A 25,486-nucleotide genomic window follows, 5' to 3' on the forward strand; every position below is an offset into this window, starting at 1 on the left:
ACATGAAAAGAACACTCTTCGTGACCGCAGCTGCACTCCTCCTCACCGGCTGCATTAGTGAACCGGAGCCATTCAAAAACAGTGCGCCCATGGACAAGATCTACGAGACGGTCAACAGCAGTGGAGGCCAGGACACCGTTCGACTCCTTCGTGAAGGGTTGCGGGCACGTCCAGAGCTTGGCGCTTCAGAACCGTATTACCCCATTCGCAACCCGGACGTCGTGGCTCCCGTTTGGATCATCCCTTACGCAGATCGGAAGACTGGCGTGAAGCACGGTGGCAGCTGGGACTACATCGTTGTGGAGGAAGCAGATTGGGCAAATTAATCGTTGTCCTCGCCCTCCTCGCCTGCTCGAACGCAATGGCAGATGGCATCCGACAAGAACAGAAAGATGGCATTCGTGAGTACTACGAAAAGCAGATCCTGGGCAGCGGAAAAGATCTGACTGTACGTCAGGTCGACGTCCAGCTGTACCGCAAGATTTTTGCAAAGCCAAACACACTGGACTCTCGCGAACTGCCTGCGCCAGACGAAATTCCATGGCCGCAATTGTTCAAAAATCAGGACCTTTCGCTGGGCCAAATTCTGAAACTTGCCGGTGCCGCGAGCGGTTACGACGCGGAATTTGATCCTCAGGTTAACCAAGACGAAATCGTCAAGCTCAACACCCAACCTAACTCGCTCAGCGATATTGCTGAATACCTAACCCGTGTCAGCCGCGCCGACGTGACGGTGTACCCAGAGGCGCGGACCATCATGGCAACGAAGAAGGTATCGACCAATGGCTGAAAAGGCTGATCTCCACATCTACGACTCTGAATTGCAGGGTCTGGCGCGTCGAAACTACCAAGGTGGAATGCCGATCCAACTTTTGTCGGACGCGTTCGTCTACGAGTCGAACGGCCGCTACTTCCACACCACTGATGGTCGATTTGCGAAGATCTGGAAGTTCTCGGGCGTGGATGCCTCGATGCTCAACAACAACCAGTTGTTCTCGATCACTGGTTACTTTGCTGACGTACTGAACAAATACCCTGCTGGCAGCTCCGGGCAAATGCTACGACATACCCATCGCGACATCCGCGAGGTCCTGGGTCGTTACAAGGATCAGATCGATCCTGAAGCTGGCGAGTTCGCAGCAGAAATTGCCTATTCCATCATCGATCGCCAGGCCCGAGCGGCCAGCTCTCCCCAGGGTTTCTTCAGCCAAGCGTCTAACAGTGTCATGCAACAAATGAAGGACGACGCCCTGGCGGAGTTAGATGACGCCGATGACGATGTCCGCGAATCAGCAACCCGCGCCATCGAGCGCGAGGTCCGTGAAGGTCGGTTTCCTTTTACCAACGACTTCTACCTCGTGTTCATGTGGTCGCCAGAATACATGTTCGGCAAATTTATCGATTCCACTGTCAAGGCATCGCTGGCCGCCGTTGGGTTGGCAGACGCGAATAAAATGGTGCAGAAGGCATACAACAAGCACGCCAAGGAATTTGGTCGGCACTGTCACGAAATCGAACAGAGCATGGTGACGTTTAACTTCCAGCCAGAGGTTTTGACTGGGCAAGGGTATATCAACCTTCATTACCAACTGCTCAACCCTATCCGCAGCTTCGAAATCGAGCCCCCAAAATATCGGGTCGATATCCCGGTGTTGGAAGCGCTTCAAAATCCGAACCTGGTCAACCACAGACAAAATCTGGCTGCCACCGCTAGCTTCGCACACGTCGAATCTGAGCCCGAAGGTTGGACCATTCATGACCGCGGTGTTCCGTATTACATTCGGCCAGTTTCGGTTCTGGGCAAACCAACGCGCAGCACACCTGGCATGCTCCAGCAGGTTATGGCTGGCGTTGAATCGGAGTGCCTGATCACCCTGAACTGGAGTGTCCCGAGCAACCTTCTGGTTATGGCGCGACTGGCGGTTCGTGGCCGTATGATTGCGGCAAAAGAATCGATGCGTGTCGGCGACAAGGTTACCTTGGAGCAACAGAAAAACGACCTTAACGCCGTTAAGAACAAGATCAGTTCTGAAAACGTGAACGACAGGTCTCAGTTCTTTGATGTCTCCATCCATGTCAATTTAATGGGTTTCGACAAAGAGAACATTGATGATCAAGCAATGCAGCTTGAAAATCTGCTTTGGCGTATTGGGCACAAAGAAGATCTGCGCGGTGACGTGGTAGTGCGAAACAGTCTGCCGTTTAACTTCCGTCAAAGCAGCATGACGTTACTCAAACGCGATATTCCGCACCTCACTGAAAGCTTATCTCACCTTGCACCTTTGTTCGTTGAATACCAGGGTGTTGCAGATCCTGCAATTTTGATGAATAACCGCGCGGGCCAGCCAATATTCCTTGACCTGTGGGGCCGTAACGTCAACACGGCTCACTCACTCATTTGTGGGACAACTGGTTCCGGCAAAAGCTTCACGTTCAACAACTTGTTGATGGCGCTTCGTGTCAAATACAAGCCGAAGGTTTGGATCATCGACAAGGGTGATTCATACGAAAGCCTTTGTATGGTTCTTGGTGGGAACTATGTAAGGCTCGCGACAGAGCCATTCATTGATCCAGTTACCGACCGTACTATCCACCCTATCTGTATCAACCCGTTTTATCTTCAAAAAGACGAAAACGGCAAAAATCTTATGCCATCGCTTGAAGACATGTTCTTCATTGCACGCATGTTAATCATGATGATGGAAGCTGGGGATGGTTCAAGTAACACCAAATCGTCTCTCACCAAAGTAACTGTGTCGCTGCTATATCAAGCGATGGCTGAGTTCTATACGGACTGGATCGAAACTAATCCAACCAAAGAGCCTCGGTTTGGCGATTACATCCCATACCTCAAGAAAACCGATTTCGAAGAGCAAAAGGGCAACGTACTCGCACAAAACCTGACCCTATATTATGGGAATGGCCCTTTCGCTGCCTTGTTTGACGGCTTCCTACAGGTTGACTGGGAAAACGACTTCACAGTTCTTGAAACGCAACGAATGGCAAAATCGCCAGCGTTGGGGGTTGTAACGCTCGCCCTATTCCGTCAAATCGATATCTACTGCAAGTTCAAGCTTGAGCGCAGTCGTAAAAAGGTTGTTGCAGTTGATGAGGCTTGGGCAACCCTTTCAGATCCGAACGCCGCAAACGCGCTGGCCAGTTTTTACCGAGAACTACGCCGGTACGGCGCTGGGTGCCTACTCATCAGCCAAACTGTTAAAGACTTCGTCAATCTCATCCGTGCTGAAAGTAACGGCGGTGGAGACACGCAGGACGGCATCCTGGAAAACACGAGCCATTATTTCTTCCTCGCCTGCTCACAGTCTGACTACATGATTGCTCAGAAAGAGCTTGCGTTCACAGAAGAAGAAATTGATTTGTGGCAGTCGTTAGCATCACTTCCTCCAATGTATTCGGAAGTGTTTTACCGTATCCGTACAAGCCAAAGCCTTTATTACTCAGGCGTTTACCGTTTGTTCTCCAGTCCGATGACACTTTGGATCGCGAGTTCCCATCCTGATGACTATCGCATGCGGGAACTAAAGACTCAGGAGTTGATGGGGCAATATGGTGACGAAACACTGGCGCGCCAGAAAGCTATCAGTTCACTTTCAACTACACACCCATATGGAGCCCGTTATGGCCAAATTGCCTAAAGCAATAGTGTGCGCCGCACTCTTAGCACTGTTGGCTGGCTGTTCGGAGAAATACGAACCGCGCGAAACAATAGTTGATCAAGAACCGAAGCCAGTGAAAGAACTCTACGCGCCAAAATCAGAGATGGAGCGCCGAGCTTACGCTGAAGGCGTCAGCCAGGTTTTGACGGACATGAAAGGGAAAATGCGCGCGCGAGACCGCTTTTCCTGGGATGCCCCTCAAGTTAACTGCGGCGTGAAAATTCCGGGGCGTGTCGTCAACGGCATGCTAATTCCAGAACATGAAGAGTGTGTCCAGATCGCCCCCGGCCGCTGGACCGAAGAAGCACCAACCTATCTGCCAGTCCTAGGAGCGCAGTGAACATGAGTGACGATAAAAAAAGCGGCCTCGGTGACTTTGTAAACAATTTGAAGAACGGTTTGGGTGGCATGAAGGGTGCCGGTAGAAACAAGACAGCACCGGCAGACCCCACCCTGACAGAAGACTTCATCGAAGCGGAGTCGGCGCCTCAGAACAAGATGGAGCAGCGGTCCGCCACCGACGATGATCTGCTTGTCGATCCTGAAGCGAGCCCCGCTGCCGACAAGAAATCAAAGGCCGGTGGAAGCTTAAAAAACCTTTCTGCCAAAAAGAAAGCGCTGTTGTGTGTAGTCGCACTGATCGGTTTCTTCGTCGTGAGAAACGCCATGGTCACCCCACCAGGCGCTGTTGCTCCGACGACTCCACATGAGAACCAAAACTCGAATGCGAAAGCAGGCGAGATGGCCATTGACTTCGGCCACAGTTCTGACCAAAAGGGCGAGCCCTCATCGCTTACCTCGACTCTCGGTGACCAAACAAAAGACGACGAAGCCGTCGGTAAGTCACTTGATGAATTGAACCTAGATCCTCCAGGCCATGGCCAAGAAGGAAAAGCTGACCTGGCAGGGACTGGTAAAGCGGCCGCTGAGCCCGCTGCCCTGGATGCGTTTGGTTTCCCAGCCAGTCCCGAGAAAGCGACCACCGCTCCAGTGTCTACCAATGTGCAGCCAGCAACGGTAGCCGCGTCATCCGAACCCACAGAATTGTTTGGCTCGACTGTAACTCCACCGGCTTCAGTCAACACCGAAAACAAGGCGGAATCCAATCCTTTTGGCGGCCAAAAACCAGCACCGGCTGCTACTCCTGAACCGACGATGATGACCCCGACGATGCTGGGAAAAACAGACCCTGTTTTGGCTGGCACGCAAATTTCAAACCCGGATAGTGGTAACCAGCCGAGACTGCAGGGCAATTCAGGTGCAGACGTGGCTTTGTTGAGCGCACAACTCAAAACCAAAGACGAGTTGATCAAGTCATTGGAAAAACAGTTAGAAGTTGCGAAGAACGATAAGCCAGTCAAGGCGCAATCGAGCACCGCAAAACCTAAAGCAGTGGCGCCTGCAAAGCACACCCCAGCAATTGCGAAGAGAACACCGCCGCAGGTCAAGCAAGTGGCGATGATCCAGACAAGGCCGAAAATCTGTGTGAAAGCGGTAGCGCCAGCTGCCCGAAACTGCGTCACCTGCGTAGCACATGCGTTCATCGTCGATTCAGGCGAAGAGAACATGGTTGGCCAGGGCGACAGCATTCACGGGTACCGCGTTTCAATCACAGGCGATCGGCTCGACCTTCAGGACTCGAATGGACAGGTAATGCATAAGTTCTGGAGTCAACCAAACAATGGGTGCGCTTTATAACGTCCACCAGCAGGTTTCCGAGGCTGACCAGGCGTCACTGCTCTGGTTAGCCGATGACGTTAACCGATCCTTTTTCGGTTCAACAATCGATCTCACCGTGCTCTGGGGCATACCCAGTGCCAGTGAGGCAGATGAGCCGAAGATGGACATTGACACGCTCACCGATGGCCAGAAGAAAAGCCTCCAATTTGCACTGAGTCGTATGGCCTGTAATGACTACTCACAGGCCAAGGACGCATTACTGCCCCTCGTTGATATACGGCACCCCGAAGCGCTGAAACTCTTCGTGAAGGTTCTTCAGAAACTGGGCGACTCCTCATGGGAGCAAATCGCAAAGACCATCAACAGAGTAAGCACTGACACGCTTTATGTGCCGGCGGGCAGCACCGAATCACGCGGGGGTAAAGAGGTGATCATCATTCACCAGAGCCTGAGCAAATCCATTGGATATGACGCCCCAAAATGCGTAATCCGATATGCCCTGCATCACGAAATGCTGCACAAGGGCCTCGGAACCGATCCAAGCGACCCGCATCCACCAGTTTTTCGCCGGCTAGAGGCTTGCTTTCCAGAACGTAAACGGTGTGTCCGGTGGCTGAAAAAACACCAGTTCACAACGTTGGAGGGTGGGTCAACGTGAAATACCTACCACTAATTCTATTCAGCCTGGTTATTGCCAACCAGGCATCGGCATCGCCGTATGACCCCCTGATCGACTATGTCGCAACTCAGCACGGAGTAGATCCGATTGTCCTTCGAACCATCACCGCACAGGAATCCAGAAAAAATCCGTGGACTTTCAATGCAGACGGTGAAGGCTTTCAGTTCGGCGATAAAGACACGGCTGTGCGAACGCTTTGGGCGCTGACCAGATTCCCATGGATGGTCAAGTTTGTGACCAACAAAAAAGTCATGACTCGACGTTTCTTCTCCAATCAGCTTGAAGCGCAAAGCTTTGCAGAAACGGTGCGACGCTCAAGTGCCAACAATGGAGGGGCATTTGCGCTACGAACGGACGATAGCAAAGACGTTGAGCCGGGTCAGATTCGTGTAAGACAACTACGTCTCATCAACACTGATATTGGAATTGCCCAGGTGAATTACAGGTGGCACGGCCAGGGCATAGCGACAGTTCAGCAATGGTTTGACCCACGTTTCAATTTGAATTTCGCAGCCAATCATCTGGCCGATCTCAAGAAAAAGTATGGCAGCGATCTAGCTGCTGTTGGGTATTACCACTCCAGCACGCCAGCCCATCGTAAACGCTACCTCGCTGACTTCATGCCGAAATATAACGCGGAGAAACGGAATGCGTCCGTATCACTGGCCATTGGTCATTAGTTTATTGACAACTATGGCTTATGCAGAGCCACAGCCAACAACCCAGGACCAGCGCGTTGGTGAGGGGTTAATGCTGTCTCTGAAAGGCGATAAAGAAAAAGCATGGAAAATTCTATTCCCGGAAGCAAAGGCCGGAAATGTGATCGCCATGTATCACCTCGGCATGTTGATGCTTCGTTCTACCGAATACCCGGACCATTTGGAAAGAGCCAAAAAATTCTTTTCCGCCGCAGCTGAGCGTGGGCACAAAGGCAGTGCTGCAATGTTGAAACAGGTTGAAGCGCTAATGGCCACTGACGGGGCCCCTCCTACTATAGGTGGCACCAGTGGCGTTCCACTGCCCAAAGACATCGAGTCAGCAAAGGCCGCATACGCGAAAGCCCAGGCACAAATTGCAAAATATCAACTGCTCCAACCAACAGTCCCACCTCAGGCAACTATAAAGGCATTCATTTCGGACAATGCCGCGTCTGTAAAGGACCTAGTTGAAATCTCTGAACAAACAAAGGCCCGTTTTGGCGAAAAGGTAGATTTCCAGTTTTTCATACTTATTGATCCTCAAAACTGGGACCCAAAACGTGTTTTTACATCCGCCTCGGGTTCGATACCGATGGTGGGATTCAGGCCAGATCTAAATGGTGATGAAGCACGAAAGTATGGAGTGCGATCCACCCCCGCAATTGTGCTTATTCAGGCAAACGGGAAAGCAAAAATCATCAATGACGCCCAAAGCGTAATTAGCGAATTATCCACGGCTCTAAGGTAATTACTCATGAACCAGAAATTTAAACTATTAATTGCTTTCATTGCCGGCGGCATAGCTCTTAACGCCTCAAGCGTGTTCTCAAATGCATCAAACCCAAATGATGTACTTGCTGATGCAATCGCGAACGCAATGGCAAAAGTAGATCAGTATTCCAAAGATCGAGAAAATGAGGCTGTTGATAAGCTTCCGAATATTCTGGACTGCCAGAACATGGAATGGATGAAAAACTGCACTGAGATGAACAGAGCAGCAAAAAAGAATCCATCGGCCCCCATGCGATTCGTAAATAAGACAGGTTTGGAATTCAACTTCTCCCCAGGAACCCCCAGCGCAATGATTCGGCTGCAGCTTGAGCAAAGCCCGGAAGCCGCCAAGGACTACCTCATGTATATGGACAAAACATGGGGCGAATACACCAAATCCGCTGAACTTTATAAGATGGCGACCTGGCAGGCCGGCGAACTTCAGAACATGAAGGGGCTGGATGCCGCAAAAGAAAAAGCAACAGCTGTGAAATACATCAACACTGACCAGATTAGCATGTCTGTTTTTGTCGAGTCGACATGCCCGGTTTGCGAGCGTCAACTTGGAATTCTGTCAAGTCTTCAAGCGAAATATCCAAAATTGAAAATCAAGGTATTCCAGCTGGACACAGATAAAGACGCTTTTGCAAAACACGTCACTAACAGAGGTTTGACGGGGCGCATCGTCTCGGGTGCAGAGCGAGCGAAATTAGAAACGTTAGGTATTACTGCATGGCCAATTTCTTGGGTTGACAACAACACGAAGTCCGCACGAACGACACTGGTAGGAAACAAGACACTTAGCCAGCTTGAAGACAGACTGCAAGCCATGACGTACATACAATCCGCAAGTAAGGAATCCGTTAAATGAAGATTAGTACCTTTAAACACTTACTTGTAGCTTTGTTGCTCACAACTTCATCCCAAGTATTTGCAAATTATGGCTATGAGGACCCGGCAGCCCCGCCAGCTGGTGAGGACTCCCCTTGGGATTTGCGGATGTCCGATGTAACTGGACTGTTCGGAACAAGGATTAAAGGCAGCGCTGTAAATGATGCAAAAGCAGGCGTTGGTTATAGCAGCGACACTTTTACTCCATTTCAGAACAGCCAAACAAAGCTTGTGGGTGCATACGGATCTACTGAAGTTGGTATTGGTTGCAACGGCTTAAATCTTGGAGGAGTTCTCGACGGGCAGGTTAGCCAATACGCCGGCATGGTCGAGCAATTTATCCAACAAGCTCCAAGCCTGGCGATTATGTACCTTGCATACAGTCAGCCCACGGTTAAATCTGTGATCGACCAACTGAACACCGTAGGTCAATTCGGGTTGGATATGTCCAACATGACCTGTAGTGGAGTCCGGCAGAAGGCCGATCTTGCTTACGAGCAAAAGAAACAAGAGCTCGCAGAGGCTGACTGTACAGCAGATGCCGGTTACAAAAGTACAGACTGCATGACCGGTGAAGGTATTACAGGCTCTTTGGTTAAAAAAGCGGGCGAAATGAAGGCTATGGCCACCGAACGCGCCAAGAGTCTAATGGGCACAGTATCCAGTTCAACTGGTGGTCTCATTGGCGTTAAGAGCGGAGGCAGTAGTTCGGGTTCTGGTTCTGGTTCTGGTTCGGGTTCTGGCTCGGGTTCTGGTTCGGGCTCGGGTTCAGGTTCTGGTTCTGGTTCGGGCTCGGGTTCAGGTTCTGGTTCTGGTTCTGGCGGCAATACTGCAAAGATCACTGGTAAGTCATGCAGCAATGCTGATACTGAGGGTAGTCGTGCCCTTGTACTTGCTGCTTCGGAGCTTGGCTGTGATGACATTAAAAAATATTCAGGATTGATTCCATCGTATAGCTCCCAAGATGGTGCGACGACCGTAGCGCCTCGAACAACTAATCTCGATATCTTGTCTAAACAAATGACTAACGATTACATGGAAACGTACCATGGCATCTATAGCGCCGACCGGAGTAACTTCCAACAAAGCAAAGAATATAAAGATCTCGTGAACAAAGCGGACATTGTTGTCACGGATTCTGAATACACGCTGATGCGTGGCTTAGCGAAAAACAACCCTGCCCTTTTTGCTTCGACCCAGCGAAACCTTGCAACGCTTGCAATGATGAAAGAACTCGATGGTGTTATATCAAAAATTGAGATTGGAGTAACAACCGGTGTAGCAAACCAAGCTGACGGCCAGCTACTTAGTCCCGACAATGTTGCGAGAACTAATCTCTCTGTTGACGGACTTCGCAAAGAATACGACGCCTTGAAAGCCAAGATTGACCATGACAAAGAACGGAATCAGTTCCTACAGTCCACTATGGAGGCGATAAAATAATGTCTGGATCAGATACTACAGTTGACATCGAGACAGGTATCGCCAATTACGACTTCTTAAAGCTCGTTGACGGCTACTTTCTCGATATTGTCAGCCACTACGTAAATATATGGCAGGCGTACCACCAGGTTTTTACCAAGGTTGCAATGGATCTGGTTATGTATGGTGGTATCGCCTGGGTTGGGGTTTTAGCCTTAAAAGCCCCAGTGGACAAACTTAGAACTGCTGCCGGCGCAATGACAATTGTTCTTTTAACTGGCATGTTGCTTCAGCCTGGAAACTATAAGGTTGGACCTGCTCAAAGCCAAGTTGGATTAGCCGCAGGGGCCGGCTATTCGTTGTCAATCATAGGTAGCATTTACGCACTATTTAAAAGCGCCTTAGACAGCGTCAACAAAGAAGGCGCTAACGCCCTTGCGTTCAATAACGCATATCACGTAACTAATGCTGCAACAGTGGATCGATATGCTAACAGTCCGTTAGCCCCAATGATGAGCGACTATATTTCGCGTTGTCAGAATGCCATTGAGTCGTCAGGTACAGCGACTGAAGAGACCAGGAAGACTGGATGGGCCGTTGGACTCTTTGGCTCCTCAGGCATTGGTCAATCTGAAGCCCAATTTACAATGAGCAAGGAGATGCTTGAAGCGATTAAAAACAAGGACAAAGACCTTACGAAATACATGTCAAGTTCAGTTCCATTTACGATGTATGACGAAAGCATGACAGTGGCTAATTCTGAAAATAAGATTCAGGACGGAATTGCCAAAGGTATTACCATGCTGAATAGCATTCCTGATGATGCCAATCCTTACTTCAGCGGGCAATATCCTGCTGGTGGTTACAAGCTACCCACCCAAGCCTATTGGCAAACTCTGTTAGGTGGAAAAGGCTCTGGGCCCGAAATGGAAGATGCTGTTTCTGGGGCGTTCGGAAATGCATATCAGAGTAGCGCCTATGATTCAGCTGGCGGCCCACCTGTGCCAGCCGATCAACGACAATCCTTTTACCCAAAAAACTGCGCTCAAATGTATCTCCTCGTCGCAAAAGGCGTAGAAAACTACAACGCTGCGGCGGCCGCCGTTGGTATGGGCGGTCAAAAAACGGCTTTAATGCGCGATGGAATGTCCGCGCAAACTATGTTGATTCAACAAATTAACGCAAAGATCGCACAAGACAAACTTAAAAGCACAAGCCTTCAAAATATGAGGCCGTATGCAAACCAGCTGTACCCTGGGCAAGAAACACCATCACTGTTATCAGCCGTGGCTGATAGCACGATGACCGGTATGCAGGATATCGGGATGAAATTTAGAGAATGGATGCTGAAATTTAAAATACCGGCAATGATCAACGGCTGCGCTATGCTGGCTGGAATATTGATCGTTCTATTCCCGCTCATCTGTGTTTTTGCAGTTTTTATATCACCAAATATTCTTATTAGTTACGTAAAGCTCCTTGTTTTTGCGTTTACTGTTCCGTTCATTAACGACATGTGCTTAACAATGGCCTCATCACTTCTTGCGATGAATGGTGAGCTTATGGAGGGATACAACGCTGGTAACTATACGGAAAACTGGGCATTGCTCATCTCGGCAGCTTCTGCCCAGTACATCATCTTTATAGCGCTGACAGCAGTTGAAATAATCATCGCCAAAATGCTGATTTGGGATGACGTGAAGGGCCTCTCAGGTTTCAACCCAGGTGGAGCTGCTACAGGTATGGCAGCAACTGGGCTTGCCATATCTGGGGCAGTTCTTAAAGCTGCAAGTATGGCCATTGGTGGCGGAAAAATGTTGGCCAAGGGTGGAACAGCGATCGCTGGTGGTGCAGCGGCGGCCGGTGGCAAAATTGCGGGTGGAGGGAGTAGCGTCGCCTCTATTACAAGCGCATACGGAAACATGACCGCCAACTACAGTGTTCCGAACGCCTCTAGCGGTTCGCGAAACAGCATCGGTCTCAATCCAGTTAAATCATCGCCGAAGCCTCCGTCGAATAATGGGGGAGGTGCTTCAGGTGGTGGCGGTGGCGGTCATCAAGGCGGCGGTTCAAATCAGAACGGAGGAAGTTCCGGTCGGACACCCCCACCATCTGGGGGGGCTACACCTACCGGAGGCGGGCGCAATTCACCAGGTAACAGTGACCAGACGCCGCCAAAAAGCGCCGGGAAATATCCGGACCACCCCAAACCTCCAACCCCTAGTGGGCCGAAAAAACCTTAATTACAAAAAACCCGTCTATTTGACGGGTTTTTTGTTTCTGATCCTTGGCGCTGAGCGGTAGGATCTTCAACGCCGGGGACGAAGCAGCCCTAAGGCTTAAATTTTCCGCCTTGTTTTTTGATTTTGATCTTGGAATCCGGGCATTGGCCGTTATACGGATTAACGTCCACTGATTGGAGATGAATGATGAAAAAATATTTTGCTGTCGCCCTTATGGCACTCGCACTTTATGGGTGTGGGGATGAAAATCGTGAGTTGCCCGAGATTGGGGGCGATGTTCATGGGTCCCCTGCTTTCAGGTTACCAGGCTCCGTTTACAGCTTGAATTTCAAGCCGAACGAAAATGCTGCGACAAAGCGTGAATGGTTTTTTGAGCGCACATCTTGGAACCCACGCGGTTGGTCGCTTTGGATTGCATCGAACGTTTATTCGGACTCCAAGGCCCCGAAAGGAGACCTAAGTTTTCTGAACAAAGGTTTCAGGAAAGCGGATTCGGCCGCGCAGCGTTCGAAAGATGAAACTCCGTTTCTGGCTCAGATCAGTAAGTACGTCCGGGATAATAAGATACCGGTTGAAATCAATTACCTCGGCTACGACAGCCTGCCTGACTCACTCGTAAACCGAGACGACAACTCGTATGGTTACTGGTTGTCTTTTGACAATGAACCGTGCGGAAAAGCATTTCGGATGTGCGTCGACAACTACCTGGTGTCCCCTGCTGCTCGATACTCGGGTACCGGCCGTCTGGCGTACAAAGATTGGATCGCTCCTTTTTTGCCCCAGGGTGATAGCGAGCGAGCTTCGATGCAAAAGTACGTAATTGAGCAGTTGGGAGGCAGTGCCAACGAGTCGAGCCCGTTTTACGACTACTGGCCCACGATGGTTTTCCTTGTCAACCCAGAGGGGAAGGTGGTGCGTGCGTGGTTGCCTCAGAAAAACGACACTGCCACTGTGCGTCGGGTAGAGGCTGCAATCGTCACTGACATTGGAGGCCCATATAAAAAGCTTGAAGTCGCCGACAACAGGCACTCTGCTGGTCTTCCCTCTGCCGGGTATTACGGCAAATACTACATCGAGGCAGGCGTTGATCGCGTGCTGGAAGCCTTCAAAATGATCGTAGAAAAGAAGTAGCCATGATCGGTGACCTGTTTTTTTCATCCAACGGCAAGCCCTACCCTGCATACGTACTCGATTGTCTAGGCAACCTGGTGCGTTGCAGTGGTGAGGGTGCTAGCGACGCCTTAATCCCGTTTTCTGTTGAACTGGTCTCAAAAGCCGCAGATCTCCAGAACCCGTTCCCATGGACGATCACTATTGAGGAAGTAGTATCGCGCTTGGAATTTGTGGCAGAAGCACTGCCGCATATTTCTTCGCTGTATCCGAACGGAAAATTGCGGCAAGCAGAGCACCCATTCGTGAGCTCAGTTGCGCTAAAGGAGAGCTTGGCGGTTGTAGAGGAAGCAATCAGCTTATTCCCGACTCTCCCAGCGGAACAGGCAGCTATGCTGCGAGACAAGCTGGGGGAGAACGGAATCTTTGAAATTCCGTTGTGTACGACCTTCAACGCAAACATCCATGAGGCTGTAGGCGACGGGATCTTCCTACCGCCGATTGTGTATGTGTCTGCAGGGTGGATGTCAAACATGAAGGTCTACCGTAAGGCGCTGGTTCGATCTGCCTAGATTACTAACTCATATCTGTGCCACCAGCTGTGACGGTTCATTTTTTAAAAGAAATTATGCAACCACTTGCCAACAGACGGCGCGGTATCCCTGCCCCACAAAATGCGATTTGGCAGTTCTGGATGGAGGTATGAAAGTGGCTGAACAGGATATGTTCGCAGCGGCGGCGGCGCGGATGCTCCACCTCCCTCGGAAACAAACAGACAGCAAACACTGCTTTGGCTTCACTCCGTCGACAGGAGTGGTAGAGGAGCTTCAGGAAAACGCCAGGCCCCCTCTTGCCACGGTTACCGGGGGTGAAGATGAACTGAAGACGTTGCTACGCAGTTTTGAAGGCTGGGATGGGGAGTTAAAAATCGGAGTCCTCTGGGAAGAAGAAGGACTCCTGGATTTTTGGCTTTTCTAGCGAAGGGCCTTAGCTGGCCAGCTAGGAAAAGGTCATCGGTGGCATACCAGCAAACGGATCGGGTATGACTGCTGGGGCAGGTTTTTGGTCCGACTCACGGGCTGCCTCCGCCCGGGCAACCTTTTCCAATTCCACATGGGTTTCCATTACTTGAGTTGGCCCTACCTCGACCTTCAATGCTGGCTCAGCTGCTGAAAGGCTAGCCTCCTCAGCCTTTGCCGCCGGCACCTCAAGTTGGCGCTCGTGCATCTTCGCCACCGCTTCATTCACACTTTCAAAATTTACAGCCCTCTGCATCTGATGGCGATTGAACAAATTACAGAAAATCTGCCCCTTTGATCCCAATCCGATGGAGTGATACAGGTGAAATAGATTTGGGTGCCGATCTTCTCGAATGGTGAATTTTACCCTGTTTCGCTCCAGCAACTTATCAGATGGCGGCTCATAGTCCGACAAGCTCAGAGGCCAGACGGATACGCACGCTTCCGAGATTGAGAGCACCAATTGGTTACCAGCTCTCCGGTTGTGCTCATGTAAGACACGCAATAATTCATCGTGGTGGCCAGGGTAGAGAAACTCCCTGATCTGGATTTTCCCTGGCTTATCCGCGGGCATGCTGCACCACCGCATGCTGCTTGAAGAATTGCGTTACGTAGAAACGATACAACCCACGAACGATTGAAAGACTTGGGTCTTTAGCACGCAGGATCTTCGTCTTGATGTGCTTCTTCAGCAGATCGATGCCCAGGACTTCAGACCCTCCACCGGCGCAGATGACTGCGTCCAAAAAGTCAGTTGTGCCCCATTGTGCTGTGATGCACCGCGGCAAGACTTCGTCAGCGAACTTGGTCCTAGCCGGCAAGCTAATATCATCGAGTGGAAGCTTCTCACCACGCCAAGGGATACTGCCAGCACGCATCCACTTATCCATCGTGAATACGGTGGTCTGCGAATCCAGGCGGAAATCTTTGGGCAGCCGCGACTTTGGTGACTTGATCAGTTCATTCAGGACATCAGGGGTACCCAACTGAGTGAACAGATTTTTGTGGATGTTCGAAACACCATTGGACTCACCATACCGATGGTTAGCGACTTTCCCGTCTTCAAATTGGCCGAGGTCAGTGGTGCCATGACCGATATCGAGAATCCCAATTTTACCGCGCAGGACAAAGTCAGGCTCGATCGGATTCCCGTTTTCGTCGAGCAGGTTTGGATCGAACCAAGGCGCTGCGTACTGAGGCAAGATTTGGATCTTACTTGGTTGAAATCCTTCATCGGTTGCCCACTGCTTTAGTCGAGACGCGAACTCGTCTCGGTGGTTGTTGAAAAATTCCGTAGGCAACCCCGTCACGATCACCGGGTTTTTGACGTCGACTTCTTTGAGCACTTTTAAGAAAAGCACTCGGATATCGTTCGACTTGTAGAAGCTGGAGTCGGTACTCCGAACGAGAGCACCGGATTCGCGGCAGTCATCTCCAACGTAGTACGCGCCATCCTTCAATTTAAAGGCCTCTCGCGTAAAGCCGGCCCCCAACCCTTGAGAGCCTTTGGCCTCCGCGACAAGGGAAGCGAAATTCCCGCTTGCTCCGTTGCCAGCCAGGTAACTGGTAACCCCATTGCCAAGGTCAATGGCGATCAACTGCTCGATCTTATCGGACATCTTCCTTCTAACCCCTTTCAAAGCAGCGCTTGGAGAAAGGCTCTTTGAGCCTCCCATTCGCCCATAGCATCTGCGATTTTTTTTTGCAGCCGGAGTATCCCAGCTGAGTGTTTACCAAGTTTGCAATGCGAGATCAGCTCTGCCGTGATCATCGCGCTAGGCCTTCTCATTCGCTGTTCAGCCCGACGCGATTCTACCTCAGCCTTCGTTGGCTCACGATCCAACAACCGCCTTAAATCTCCAGTAACCCTGGATGTAGCCATCTGCATTTTGTAGGACTGTACATCGCGGCTACTTCTCTTTCCGCTCCGCCGATCATAGAACGTGACCACCCGGAACCTGGGTGCTGACGGAGCTAGGAGATCAGAAGCAAGAACGTCCCGCCGGCAGATAATTGAGTGAAATCTTACTGGTTGCCGTGCCTCATTGAATTCGAATGTAAGGGCATTTAATTCCGCGTCGAGATCGAGAAAGCGTTCGGCGATTCCGGCTACTCGCTTTCCTACATTTTCACATGTCATGCAAACGCCCTCGATCCAGTTGAGTAGACCAGAACGGGCCCCTGCCTGATTCAATATTGACGGTTGATCACCAGCGCTTGCCCAGCGAACTGCGCGATCGGCTTGGACCAAAAACTTATCCAACCCTTTGGAGAAATGAGCAGCCTTCCTCTTGCCCATTGAAGGTGCCAACAGGCCAACCCGGATTGAATGCTCACGTAGCGAAATCATCCTCTGCACACGCTGAGCTTTGCTTCGATCATCAATGCACAGGAGTACTTCAACAGATCGAACCTTGGCCGCCATGCTGTGCGGACGCCAGCGCCAAACAATGGAGTGAATCTCACCATCATGATTTGCAGGGAACATGTCGAGTTGTGCGATGAGGGCCTCTGCCGACTGCAACAGTTTCTCGTGGGAGAAAGTGAGCTGTTCGATGAGTTCGTGAAGCAAGACGTGCCGTGCGGAGATAGCAGAATTGAGTTTCTCCACAAAAGGACCTACATGGTCCAGATCACGAATATTCCGACGCATAGTTGCAAAATCACCCTAAAAACATTTGTTTTCGTTGCTTTGGTAGCATTTGGGTATCCCTAGGCCACGTAACACCACAAAAAACCCCAAAAGACCCCGAATACACCACTAAACGCCCCATCTATACCCCTGAATGACCTCTAAACACCCCGATCAGTCTTTGACTTATGACGCCCTGCTTCAATCCAAACCCCCCAAGAACCCCCAATACACCCCATAGTTCCCCGTTCTGCCCTATTTATCCCTAATACTCCCCGTAACGCACCCCAAAATGCACCCTAGAAATTCAGGAAATTTTCCGCGGCGGACTTTGGGTGCAAACACGGCATTTCTAAACCATAATCGGCACAAAGGGGTGAGTTTTTTGGCCGCCCGGGAACATCCGCGCTGTACCTGGAATACCCTAAAGCCCCGTCTAATGTAATTATGCAGGAGCCGTTTATTTAATTACCTTTCTGTTATCGGCTAAATTGCGCGTTAGCCCGAGGTACTTTTCACAAACGGCAAAGCAGTAAAAGTGAGAAACCGCGACCACATCTGCCATTTCGGTTTTGCTGTTGCACCCGGAAGCCTTCCCTTCTCTGCCACACACAAGGACTAACCGCTTTGAAGTCATTCACAATCACCAAGGCAGCTGAGTATCTGATGGTCTCCAGACACACACTTGGACGCATGGCGGAGGATGGGAGACTGTCGCCTGATTCGCTAACCGCTTCCGGTAGAAAGCTATGGAACAAGTCGACGCTTGATAGCTACCGACTTGGCAGCTCACGAAGTGGATCTGTTGCACTGGTTGAATGTTCGATGCTCCCGGAGATGGCTGTTACCGTCCTGCCGGGACAAACGCTGCTGGGATATCGGTGCGTGGTATCACCACTCTCATCCTCCAATCGCGCTGAAGCCCTGGCCGAACTCGCAGTATTCCTGGTGGAGCAGAAACCGGCTGCGCTGGCATTACCATCTAAGAACCATGCTGCTCATGCCGTGCAAACGGTGATCGACATCTGTGGTAACTCAGGTATCGCTGTGCTGTTGTTGCCATAGGGGCGAATTTTCTGCCCTTGCCTGGCCACCCTCACTTTTCGACTCACCCGTCCTCATGCCACTAGATCCTCATCCATACCGTTCCAGGAGGATGAGCCATGCACCAAAACCAAACCTTCTTCTGTACCTGACTCCACCGGCCAAGATGCGAACTTCGCCCTCAGGTACGTTCATCTGCCCTGAGTTTGGACTGGTGTGTTCAAGCACACCCAGAGGCCCGACATCCCCCCATGGCGAATCAGATCAGCCAGGCGTCGACAGATCTCTAACGCCGCACTGCATCACCAGCAGGCGTGAACGGAATGCGGAATTCGGTAGAACGGCCTGTCCTGTGAGTTCGCTGAACCTGGTCTACGTTTCAGGATCGGGTCTCAAGCAGGTTTTGATACCAGCCACGCTCTACCTGTGAAGCCATTGAAGGTCGGCAGGGGCATTATCAAATGCATCGTGATTGAGGTTGATCATGAGGAACTGAAACAGCCACCCCAAACTGCGACTTCCCGCCCGATCGCTAAAGCTGACTTTCCGGCTGGCTGACCAGATGACTCAAAGACTCCGCCTCGCTTCGCATCGGGCCAAATGATCGGCACGACAAGGTTGAGCAGTGAAGCCCTTGAGCACGGATAGTCGTGTAGGTGTATATGTGACGCGGCCATTGAGGCTCGATTGTCACTGAGGGGAAAGCGGCACTATGCATTCGGGACTCTACGCTTGGCGGCGGGCGCCCAGGCGTCCGCGTGGTATTTTGCGTGTAACTCTGGATTCGGTTACGAGGACCTTGATGACCAACCACTTTCAAAGTGGCAGCATTTATCGGTGTCATGCCCCTTGTGCTGAGTGCATGCGTAGGGACAAGTGAACCGCACAGCTTGAGACAAGCGCCAGTCCATGTTCGTGAAGTAGGACCTACGACACCAAAGGTAGTGGGCGAGCAGGTTCTTCTCGACCCGTCTTCCGCCGTCCGTGATGGCCGCGGCGTTAGGTTTCTCGCGCTCGACGGCAGGCAGACTCTGCGGGTGACCTTAGACTGCACGAGTCATAACGGCAGGTTTACCGAAAATGGCGAGATGGCGACCTTCTCGCTTCCGTTCTTTCCCCGCTTAACAAAGGCAGCGCTTGAGGCTTGTTGCGAGTTGCCGATGCCCGAACATCTCACCACAGATCAAAAGCTGCTTGTGAACCAGAACCCGACCCAGGCCGATTATGAGAGCGCACATACCGCACTCTTCTGCGGATCATTTTCGAGAATGTCTCGGGGTCAGCAGCTGGCCTTGATCGAGAATGCAAAGACAGATCCGGGCGTTCGCCAAAAGATTGAACCGTGCATACGCGCCATGCGTGCTCGTTCACATTAGTAACGTACCGGTCGACCAACCCGGGAATGGGTATGGTGTCACGGCGGTCAGCTGCGAAACCGTCAGTTGGTGCACTTGTGACGCTGTGAAGAAGACCGAGGAAAACCAGGGCACTGATCACACGCCCGGCTAACACCCTGCACCGGCGTCTTACGATTTGTGATGCGCTTTCTGCTCGATCCCGGCACCTCAAGCCAATGCCAGGCAAACCATCACCCGCCACCATCCATTGGCAACCCCTTGAGGTGGAACGGGACTCTCGAACCCTATCCCCCTTCCTGGACGAATAGATCAATGAGGATCGGTCAGGAGTGGGGCAAAGCGGAAGGATCTAACTTGGAATTGGCTTTTGCAGCTGACTGGCGCGCTTTACGGTGCCCTGGGCATCGATGTCGCCACGCTCCCCCTCATCGCCGCCCCTCCCGCACGGCCCACAACGTACTTACGGTGCCCGAACAGTGGCTTGTTGTAGAACCTCGCCACATGCTCGGCAAAGCGGTTGTGGGCACGGCGGAGCACTTAGGGTCATGAGGATATTGATAAGCACCTATTCCAGCACCGGAGGAATCTCCACCGATGGTTGCGGACAAAGCGGTAGCGGTCGGTACGCTTCTGCTTAAGTCGTCACGGACTAAATCAAACCATCGCAAAGCTGTACGGGGCTGTTGTCCTTGGTGCTCAAAACGCCGGTGCATGTGTGCATGTGTGCATGTGTGCCCAAAGTGCGGACACAGGATGCCATGCGGCAAGAACAGTGCATTGGCGGCCCTAATCGATTCACCCTTGGAACGGGCATGCTGGCGAGGCCGAACCTGTTAGCGCGGCGCAACGAATCCATCAGGCTGACCAGCACTCGCTATCTTCAGCGGATATCACATCACGGGCGCGCGCAAAGGACCGAACCAGTTGTGGCCCGATCAACTATAAAGGCGCTCACCCTGGCACCCTCTTTTTAACCCGGTCAGGAATCAGTGAATGGCCACCGACAATCTGACTCCATTGTCCGGCTGCTCTGTCTTGAGGATTGAGGTCAGGGCTGCCTTGTTTGCGTACTGGGATGTGAGCATATCCACCATGGTGTCGCCGACGCCGACCTCGGCATTCATATGGCCAGCAACCATGTCGAGATCCGCAAGACGCAAACGGTCGATCCAAATCACAGATGCAACCACCTCGCCCTCTTCTATATAGGAAAGATTTATCAGCGTCGGATACCCATCCAACACGCGAACCATCCAAGCACGGAGTCGCCCCCGGGTTTCAGGTTCAGCCTTGCGGGCGAGCTTAAGCGCAGTCTCATTTGCATCGTTCAAGCGTTTTTCTCCACTACTGGTGCAAAGAACATAACGGCAAGAAAAATATTTTCCATCGTTCGACGGACGGTAGTCGAGGACTGAAAACCTGCGGCACTTGCCATTAATGTGCCACTAATGGCCATTTTATGGCGTCAATATCCTTACACCATAAGGCTTTCAGGCTTTTTCGCTGTGAACGCTATTGCACACAGTCTTATCCATCGTGTCTCACATTCCGCTGCAGGTAGCGGATTTCCTTGGAAAAACTGGCTGTTTTTTGAGTTGCCTGTCCCATCTGCGCCCCATAGAATCGCCAACAAATACCTCTGGACAATCTACGGATGGCCAGCGGAACGAAGCAGCAGGGCAAAGCTCGCTGCAATTAGAAGGAGGGGCGGACACTGTCGCGGTGGCCGCAAAAGCAGTTGCAGGTTTCGGCCTCACTGCGCTTAGGAGCCGGTCTCACGACCGGAGGAGGGAGGCATGCGCCTCATCAGGAGCAATTGGCTGACAGGCCTAACCTGCCATCAGTTCAACGAATTGAATCCGTGGGATTTCGTCATTCATCCTGAGTCGGAAGAGCAGTGGCTGGCCGAGATTCGGCAGAAGCTGTCTATTCGACTTCGGGATGACGAGATCCTATCGATTCTCTATCCTGGTCTCTTCAGCACCGTTAAAGCGGCAATAAAGAACTATGGCGATGGACCCGCCGAAAACCGCGGCAACTTCTTGTGCGGCTATGCACTTAAGTACATCCGCATTTATGGTCTGGCCCTGGTCGTTGATGAGGTTCCTGGCGCCAACAGCTACAACGTGGCTGAACTGGACACCATCGAACAGACCCCCCGTGCCCACGCGCTGCAGCATGAATACATGCAAAGCAGTTCGAATTTCACCGAAGGCCTGGACTCCCAACCCCAGTTCCTCTCCGACGGCGTCGTCCTTAGCAACGAAGCCCTCCAAATCCGCCATCAAAATATCGAGCAGATCCGCCGGTACCTAACGCCACGCGAGCATCAGATCCTGCGCTTGTCGGTTCTTGAGCGCCAGGAATCCACCGATATCAGCGACATGCTTGGCCTTGGCAAACGGCAGGTTTGGAAAGTCCGCCGGTCCCTCAATCGGCGCCTCGCAGACATCGCCATTGCTCAGGGCGCCTGCCCTAAATACGTCGCCAGCATCCACCAGAAAGCAATCCAGGCGGAAACAGCATGAGCAGCCCAATTTCGGACTTCATAAAGGAAAAGGTGTATCCGAATCTCGACGCCGTGGACGCAGGCCTGCTGAACTCTCTTCAGCCAGCCTCCCAGTCAACAAACGGTGCTCACAAGCTGGATTGTCCTAAATGTGGTGAGCGCGAGGCTTTTTACTATCCGAACAGCAGCCACGTTCGATGCAACCGCAAGATTGAATGTGGTGTAAGCACCTCAATCTGGGATGTGCTCGTTGCTGAACGCATGACGAATAAAGAGATCCTTGACCTTCTTTGTAAAAAGGCTGGCGTCGAATTGCCAGATAACAAAGCGCAGGGTAACGGGGCAACAGGATCTAACAATCGTCCTGCGGGCATGAGCCCCGGCAAGGCAATCATGCAGGTCACCCAATACCTGGCCGAGCAGAACCCAAAAATCCTGTCGATCCTACAAGCCGCCCGCGGCTATAGCGACGAGGACATGAAGGCCATGCGCTTCGGCGTTTACACCACCGCGGACGAGGTGATGAAACTGCTAGAAGCCCGGGGCATCTCGAAAGAAGTTGCTGCCGAGAAAGGCTACATCGGTTACGACGTCAACAACCCGAACAGGCTTTGGAGCGGCATGGCTGGTCGGGTTATCGGTTACTGGCCACATCCTGATGGCGACGTTCGTCTTTGGGGGCGCCTGCCAACAGGCAAGGGCGATAAGCAGAACCCCAAGTATCGATTCGCTGACGGCCTGAAGAAAGACATCCCATATCTCTTTTCCAAACGGCAACAAACCGTTCTCGTGGCCGTCGAGGGGACCATTGACGCCTGGGCTCTCCAGCTCGAGGAAATTTGGGGTGTGGGAATCGGCCAGGCCTCAATTAATAGTGCTCAAGCTGCTTTCTTCGTAACCCAGGGCATAGAGGAAGCAGCCCACTTCATCGACGGAGATCACGCCGGGTACGACGGTGCGCTGTCTTCAATCAGGGCGTGCGAGTCAGTGGGCATCACCCTTGGGATTGTCGCGTTGGGCAAAGGCCTGGATGACCCCGATGCCATGCGTCAAAGCGGGAAGGGAAACGAGTTACGCCAGATGATCGCGAACAGACTGAACGCCGGCGAATTCTTGGCTCACTACTGCGCCGCCCTCCTCGCCGAATCTCCACCAGATCTTCGTGGCGTCGCTCGAGTTCGAAACGCTGCCCGATGCCTCGGGCCAGTGTCAGCCCGCCGTTGGGATGACATGAGCCGAAGCCTTGGAATTCACATCGACCCTCAGGAGCAAGCTGTGCATCTCTTGTCCAGCTACATCAACGCAGGCCTCTCAATGACCGACAGCTTGTATCAAGTCCAAAAGCGCACCGGTTTAAACATCCGCTTTGAACTGGCTACCGCAAATGGCTGAAGGAAGCGGAAGTTCCCAGCGCGGCCCGATCGCGACCTCACTCACGGTGCTCTTCTTAATCACCCTCATTTTCTACGTGGGGAAGATCTGCTTGCGAGCACCGGAGTATCGATACGTTGAGGTTTGCTACCTCCCCCATAAAGTCGCCCATTGGGTTTGGGTCGACGGATGGGGGGCATTCGTTCCGGACGACAACGCGAGTTACATCAAGCACTCGCGCGACCTGACCACATTTTTCATCTCATGCACCCAACAGACTGCCGGTTGGGATTGGCTGAGAACAATTGGCCCTAACCAGTAAGGTACCCCCATGGCTAACGAAGCTAACCAAAACGGCGACAACGTCGAACAATCCGGAATGCCAACACGCGTTCTGCGCATTGACGGCGAGCGAACTGGTCGTCTGTTTACGAACGCAATTCGTGTCGGGCGAATTGATAAACGACTGCGTGATCTGTCTTTGAGCACCAACGCGGATTCGCGTCGACAGTTCCGACTCGGAGATGAGGGTTTTTCCAAAGCAATCGGTGACTTCGAAAACGCTCTTGATCAGATCGAAAAAGATCTCGCATTTACCAGCCGCTCGAACAAGAACAACCAGGAAGGCCAGGGTTCGCAAACAGCGAAGCGCCCAGCACCTAAAGGCAAACCGGCCACTCAGCGTGTAGTCGCTGGTGTCGTACAACAGAAAGCTGCTTCCGAAACTGCGAATACTGCGGCCGCGCCAGCAAAACCACAGGCGCCAGCGAAGAAACTACAACCACAACCGCAGGCAACTTCACCCGCACAGCCCCAAACTCAGGCTCAAGCACCGGCAGCGGCAGCGGCAGCGGCCCCGGGAGCGGCGAAGAAACGTAAAAACCGCAAGAAAAAACCAAAAGCAACCAACGTTCAAACCCAGGCACCAGCTCCGGCGACCCAGAACGCGCCCGCTGCACAACAGGACGCGCCTAAAGGCGATGCCCCACAACCACCGGCCAAAGTATCTCCCGCAGCACCAAAGCAGGACGGCCAAGGTAAAAACCCGAAAGTCGCTCAGCAGCCAAAGCCAGCGGCTGAAAAGACCCAAGCGGCGACCCCTGCCCTTTCGTAACGGAGTTGGACAATGAGCAGTTGGAATAATCTGAAAGACGCGGGTCGAATGCTCCCAGCATGGTTCTTCCCATTTCTGATGTCGGGCGCGGTGATCGGCCTGTACGTGCTTGCGCGCTACACAGCCACCGAAAAACCACACGAACTCGTAGCACTCGCCTCGCTGACTGCCATTGTCCTCTCGTTGCTGGCCGGTTTTGCCTTCCTTGTCAGCGCGATTGTGAAGGCCAAACCCGGCAACGTGCTCACGGCAGTGGGCGAAGGCTTTCACCGCGGACTCACATACGTTTGGGTTTGCTCCGCTACCAGTTTGTTCATGTATGTATGCGCATTGCCAGCGTATCGCCTGGTTTCAGAAAACCTCTACAACAGCCTAACGGTTGCTGTAGTGGCGGCTGTTCTCGGCGTTGCGTACTGGGCATCTGGGATTCGCGTAAAACAGGAACCAATGGTTGATGCCATGACCGGGCTTCCAAGTACCGCACTCGCACTGCCGAAAGACTTCGCGCCATCGGTAGATCAAAGGCCGGCATTTCAGGTGACTATGGCCGACCAAACGCGTCTGCTCATACATCTGGCTGGGCGCATCGTTGCTTACCAGGGCAGCAACTGCATCATCTCAGGCAGCTTCAGCGCCTATCTGGATCTCAACGCCCGCACAGGCAAGATCTTCAGCGACATGAACCTTCTCTCCACCAAGGAGATGATTTACTGGCGGTTGCACATGCTCATGATGGGTACAGCTGCCGAACAGGTCATTCGCGGCACCAGCTCTGACGCAGCGCTCGACGACCTGCAGAACTTTGATGATCTGGCTGTTCAGTACCTGGCGCTCTCGGGCAACGGTACATACCTCCGGCCGGTATCTGAGGTCGAAGCCACCATGAAAGCCAATCGCTTGATGATGATCCGCAAAAGCGTACTTTCGCGCTGTGTCGCCGCAGCTGGGCAGAACCATGCTCTGATCCTCGACCTGATCCGACTGATGCGCGGTCGGACTACCCTGCTGTTTGAGGACATCAAGCACATCATCGATCGAGTTGAATTGCCGAGCGACTTCCCCCGGGCAGAATTCGACACCAACGAGGTAATGGAACGAGCTCTGTTGCAACTCACCCACGACGAACCAGAAACCTTTGATGTCGAAAGCCTTGATTCTGTGAATTTCTCACCCGAGACCACAGTGCCCCCGTCGAATGTGGCTCAATTTCGGCAACCATCGAGTCAAGCCTCGCTCCAAGCCTAAACCTCGGAAATGAAAAAAGCCCT

The 25,486-nt window shown here is 52.2% G+C and carries 23 protein-coding genes; 19 read left to right on the plus strand and 4 right to left on the minus strand.

The genetic code is table 11. The annotated features are described in order from the left end of the window. The first annotated feature begins 2 nt into the window (after positions 1 to 2). The 14 genes from QF010_RS04160 (at position 3) to QF010_RS04225 (ending at position 14,149) form a co-directional block, all read left to right on the plus strand. Positions 3 to 326: a TraV family lipoprotein gene (locus QF010_RS04160; protein ID WP_429381075.1), complete on the plus strand. Its 324-nt coding sequence runs from the start codon at positions 3 to 5 to the stop codon at positions 324 to 326. Then, positions 314 to 790, plus strand: a complete 477-nt coding sequence (locus QF010_RS04165) for a hypothetical protein (RefSeq protein ID WP_429381073.1) — start codon at positions 314 to 316, stop codon at positions 788 to 790. Before QF010_RS04160 ends, QF010_RS04165 begins: the two co-directional genes overlap by 13 nt. Then, positions 783 to 3,656 carry a VirB4 family type IV secretion system protein gene (locus QF010_RS04170; protein ID WP_429381071.1) on the plus strand — a complete coding sequence of 958 codons (2,874 nt, stop codon included), beginning with the start codon at positions 783 to 785 and terminating at the stop codon, positions 3,654 to 3,656. The genes QF010_RS04165 and QF010_RS04170 overlap by 8 nt, the downstream gene beginning before the upstream one ends. Next, a complete protein-coding gene (locus QF010_RS04175; protein WP_429381069.1) occupies positions 3,640 to 4,017 on the plus strand; it encodes a hypothetical protein in 378 nt (125 codons plus the stop codon). Before QF010_RS04170 ends, QF010_RS04175 begins: the two co-directional genes overlap by 17 nt. Before the next feature lie 2 nt (positions 4,018 to 4,019). Further along, on the plus strand, positions 4,020 to 5,375 hold the full coding sequence (locus QF010_RS04180; RefSeq protein ID WP_429381067.1) for a hypothetical protein: 1,356 nt from the start codon (positions 4,020 to 4,022) through the stop codon (positions 5,373 to 5,375). Continuing rightward, positions 5,359 to 6,015 (plus strand): hypothetical protein, encoded by a 657-nt coding sequence (locus QF010_RS04185; protein ID WP_429381064.1) that lies wholly within the window; start codon positions 5,359 to 5,361, stop codon positions 6,013 to 6,015. The genes QF010_RS04180 and QF010_RS04185 overlap by 17 nt, the downstream gene beginning before the upstream one ends. Next, positions 5,967 to 6,716 carry a lysozyme family protein gene (locus QF010_RS04190; protein ID WP_429381062.1) on the plus strand — a complete coding sequence of 250 codons (750 nt, stop codon included), beginning with the start codon at positions 5,967 to 5,969 and terminating at the stop codon, positions 6,714 to 6,716. The genes QF010_RS04185 and QF010_RS04190 overlap by 49 nt, the downstream gene beginning before the upstream one ends. Beyond that, positions 6,685 to 7,482: a sel1 repeat family protein gene (locus tag QF010_RS04195; protein WP_429381060.1), complete on the plus strand. Its 798-nt coding sequence runs from the start codon at positions 6,685 to 6,687 to the stop codon at positions 7,480 to 7,482. Before QF010_RS04190 ends, QF010_RS04195 begins: the two co-directional genes overlap by 32 nt. A gap of 6 nt (positions 7,483 to 7,488) precedes the next feature. Further along, positions 7,489 to 8,376, plus strand: a complete 888-nt coding sequence (locus QF010_RS04200; RefSeq protein ID WP_429381058.1) for a TlpA family protein disulfide reductase — start codon at positions 7,489 to 7,491, stop codon at positions 8,374 to 8,376. After that, on the plus strand, positions 8,373 to 9,839 hold the full coding sequence (locus QF010_RS04205; RefSeq protein ID WP_429381056.1) for a hypothetical protein: 1,467 nt from the start codon (positions 8,373 to 8,375) through the stop codon (positions 9,837 to 9,839). The genes QF010_RS04200 and QF010_RS04205 overlap by 4 nt, the downstream gene beginning before the upstream one ends. Further along, positions 9,839 to 12,061, plus strand: coding sequence for a proline-rich domain-containing protein (locus QF010_RS04210; protein ID WP_429381054.1), 2,223 nt, complete (start codon positions 9,839 to 9,841; stop codon positions 12,059 to 12,061). Before QF010_RS04205 ends, QF010_RS04210 begins: the two co-directional genes overlap by 1 nt. A gap of 186 nt (positions 12,062 to 12,247) precedes the next feature. Continuing rightward, complete coding sequence (locus QF010_RS04215; protein ID WP_429532492.1) at positions 12,248 to 13,192, plus strand: hypothetical protein; 945 nt, start codon at positions 12,248 to 12,250, stop codon at positions 13,190 to 13,192. Positions 13,193 to 13,194: 2 nt separating this feature from the next. After that, on the plus strand, positions 13,195 to 13,743 hold the full coding sequence (locus QF010_RS04220; protein WP_429381050.1) for a hypothetical protein: 549 nt from the start codon (positions 13,195 to 13,197) through the stop codon (positions 13,741 to 13,743). 130 nt (positions 13,744 to 13,873) lie between these two features. Then, complete coding sequence (locus QF010_RS04225; RefSeq protein ID WP_429381048.1) at positions 13,874 to 14,149, plus strand: hypothetical protein; 276 nt, start codon at positions 13,874 to 13,876, stop codon at positions 14,147 to 14,149. Positions 14,150 to 14,170: 21 nt separating this feature from the next. Here the strand turns inward: QF010_RS04225 and QF010_RS04230 are convergent, their stop codons facing one another. Genes QF010_RS04230 through QF010_RS04240 form a run of 3 tightly spaced genes read right to left on the minus strand, consistent with a single transcriptional unit; the run spans position 14,171 to position 16,843 of the window. Then, entirely contained in the window at positions 14,171 to 14,764 is a 594-nt protein-coding gene (locus QF010_RS04230) for a hypothetical protein (protein WP_429381046.1), read from the minus strand. After that, on the minus strand, positions 14,751 to 15,809 hold the full coding sequence (locus tag QF010_RS04235; protein ID WP_429381044.1) for a ParM/StbA family protein: 1,059 nt from the start codon (positions 15,807 to 15,809) through the stop codon (positions 14,751 to 14,753). Before QF010_RS04235 ends, QF010_RS04230 begins: the two co-directional genes overlap by 14 nt. Positions 15,810 to 15,826: 17 nt before the next feature. Further along, complete coding sequence (locus QF010_RS04240; RefSeq protein WP_429381042.1) at positions 15,827 to 16,843, minus strand: hypothetical protein; 1,017 nt, start codon at positions 16,841 to 16,843, stop codon at positions 15,827 to 15,829. Positions 16,844 to 17,449: 606 nt separating this feature from the next. Here QF010_RS04240 and QF010_RS04245 point away from each other — a divergent pair. Next, positions 17,450 to 17,887 (plus strand): hypothetical protein, encoded by a 438-nt coding sequence (locus QF010_RS04245; protein WP_429381040.1) that lies wholly within the window; start codon positions 17,450 to 17,452, stop codon positions 17,885 to 17,887. A 2,323-nt stretch (positions 17,888 to 20,210) separates the two neighbouring features. On the opposite strand, the gene QF010_RS04250 is transcribed toward QF010_RS04245, so the two are convergent. After that, positions 20,211 to 20,555 carry a hypothetical protein gene (locus QF010_RS04250; protein WP_429381038.1) on the minus strand — a complete coding sequence of 115 codons (345 nt, stop codon included), beginning with the start codon at positions 20,553 to 20,555 and terminating at the stop codon, positions 20,211 to 20,213. A gap of 465 nt (positions 20,556 to 21,020) precedes the next feature. On the opposite strand from QF010_RS04250, the gene QF010_RS04255 reads away from it, so the two are divergent. The 4 genes from QF010_RS04255 (at position 21,021) to QF010_RS04270 (ending at position 25,463) form a co-directional block, all read left to right on the plus strand. After that, the gene (locus QF010_RS04255; protein ID WP_429381036.1) at positions 21,021 to 21,752 is read left to right on the plus strand and encodes a helix-turn-helix domain-containing protein; all 732 of its coding nucleotides are present in this window, start codon (positions 21,021 to 21,023) and stop codon (positions 21,750 to 21,752) included. Further along, positions 21,749 to 23,125: a hypothetical protein gene (locus QF010_RS04260; protein WP_429381034.1), complete on the plus strand. Its 1,377-nt coding sequence runs from the start codon at positions 21,749 to 21,751 to the stop codon at positions 23,123 to 23,125. The genes QF010_RS04255 and QF010_RS04260 overlap by 4 nt, the downstream gene beginning before the upstream one ends. Before the next feature lie 310 nt (positions 23,126 to 23,435). Then, complete coding sequence (locus QF010_RS04265) at positions 23,436 to 24,218, plus strand: hypothetical protein (RefSeq protein ID WP_429381032.1); 783 nt, start codon at positions 23,436 to 23,438, stop codon at positions 24,216 to 24,218. 12 nt (positions 24,219 to 24,230) lie between these two features. Beyond that, positions 24,231 to 25,463 (plus strand): hypothetical protein, encoded by a 1,233-nt coding sequence (locus QF010_RS04270; protein ID WP_429381030.1) that lies wholly within the window; start codon positions 24,231 to 24,233, stop codon positions 25,461 to 25,463. Positions 25,464 to 25,486: the final 23 nt, after the last annotated feature.

This window comes from Pseudomonas silensiensis (assembly GCF_050434865.1).
GTDB classification, from domain to species: Bacteria; Pseudomonadota; Gammaproteobacteria; order Pseudomonadales; family Pseudomonadaceae; genus Aquipseudomonas; species Aquipseudomonas fluorescens_W.

Coding starts and splice junctions, on each gene's coding strand:
- QF010_RS04230 (WP_429381046.1), bottom strand. CDS start 14,764: ATGCCCGCGGATAAGCCAGGGAAAATCCAGATCAGGGAGTTTCTCTAC.
- QF010_RS04225 (WP_429381048.1), top strand. CDS start 13,874: ATGAAAGTGGCTGAACAGGATATGTTCGCAGCGGCGGCGGCGCGGATG.
- QF010_RS04240 (WP_429381042.1), bottom strand. CDS start 16,843: ATGCGTCGGAATATTCGTGATCTGGACCATGTAGGTCCTTTTGTGGAG.
- QF010_RS04205 (WP_429381056.1), top strand. CDS start 8,373: ATGAAGATTAGTACCTTTAAACACTTACTTGTAGCTTTGTTGCTCACA.
- QF010_RS04260 (WP_429381034.1), top strand. CDS start 21,749: ATGAGCAGCCCAATTTCGGACTTCATAAAGGAAAAGGTGTATCCGAAT.
- QF010_RS04210 (WP_429381054.1), top strand. CDS start 9,839: ATGTCTGGATCAGATACTACAGTTGACATCGAGACAGGTATCGCCAAT.
- QF010_RS04235 (WP_429381044.1), bottom strand. CDS start 15,809: ATGTCCGATAAGATCGAGCAGTTGATCGCCATTGACCTTGGCAATGGG.
- QF010_RS04220 (WP_429381050.1), top strand. CDS start 13,195: ATGATCGGTGACCTGTTTTTTTCATCCAACGGCAAGCCCTACCCTGCA.
- QF010_RS04175 (WP_429381069.1), top strand. CDS start 3,640: ATGGCCAAATTGCCTAAAGCAATAGTGTGCGCCGCACTCTTAGCACTG.
- QF010_RS04180 (WP_429381067.1), top strand. CDS start 4,020: ATGAGTGACGATAAAAAAAGCGGCCTCGGTGACTTTGTAAACAATTTG.
- QF010_RS04200 (WP_429381058.1), top strand. CDS start 7,489: ATGAACCAGAAATTTAAACTATTAATTGCTTTCATTGCCGGCGGCATA.
- QF010_RS04270 (WP_429381030.1), top strand. CDS start 24,231: ATGAGCAGTTGGAATAATCTGAAAGACGCGGGTCGAATGCTCCCAGCA.
- QF010_RS04195 (WP_429381060.1), top strand. CDS start 6,685: ATGCGTCCGTATCACTGGCCATTGGTCATTAGTTTATTGACAACTATG.
- QF010_RS04255 (WP_429381036.1), top strand. CDS start 21,021: ATGCGCCTCATCAGGAGCAATTGGCTGACAGGCCTAACCTGCCATCAG.
- QF010_RS04170 (WP_429381071.1), top strand. CDS start 783: ATGGCTGAAAAGGCTGATCTCCACATCTACGACTCTGAATTGCAGGGT.
- QF010_RS04265 (WP_429381032.1), top strand. CDS start 23,436: ATGGCTAACGAAGCTAACCAAAACGGCGACAACGTCGAACAATCCGGA.
- QF010_RS04160 (WP_429381075.1), top strand. CDS start 3: ATGAAAAGAACACTCTTCGTGACCGCAGCTGCACTCCTCCTCACCGGC.
- QF010_RS04215 (WP_429532492.1), top strand. CDS start 12,248: ATGAAAAAATATTTTGCTGTCGCCCTTATGGCACTCGCACTTTATGGG.
- QF010_RS04185 (WP_429381064.1), top strand. CDS start 5,359: ATGGGTGCGCTTTATAACGTCCACCAGCAGGTTTCCGAGGCTGACCAG.